At 59.5% G+C, this 242-nt stretch carries 1 protein-coding gene; it reads left to right on the forward strand.

Annotated features, from left to right (window positions below):
• Positions 1-242: ATP-binding cassette domain-containing protein (locus tag HBA93_RS23070; protein ID WP_221724781.1), on the forward strand; the 242-nt coding region annotated here is incomplete at both ends.

A 242-nucleotide genomic window follows, 5' to 3' on the forward strand; every position in this document is an offset into this window, starting at 1 on the left:
CTGCCGGAAAGCTTTCGGGGGGCATGAAGCAGAAACTCGGTCTGTGCTGCGCATTGATCCATGACCCCGACCTGTTGATCCTTGACGAACCGACCACGGGAGTCGATCCGTTAGCGCGGGCCCAGTTCTGGGACCTGATCGGGCGCATCCGTCTGGATCGTTCCGATATGAGCGTGATTGTGGCCACCGCCTACATGGACGAAGCTCAACGCTTCGACTGGCTCGTGACCATGGATGCTGGT

The sequence above is a fragment of the Ochrobactrum sp. SFR4 genome (assembly GCF_019730395.1).
In the GTDB taxonomy this organism is placed as follows: Bacteria; Pseudomonadota; Alphaproteobacteria; order Rhizobiales; family Rhizobiaceae; genus Pseudochrobactrum.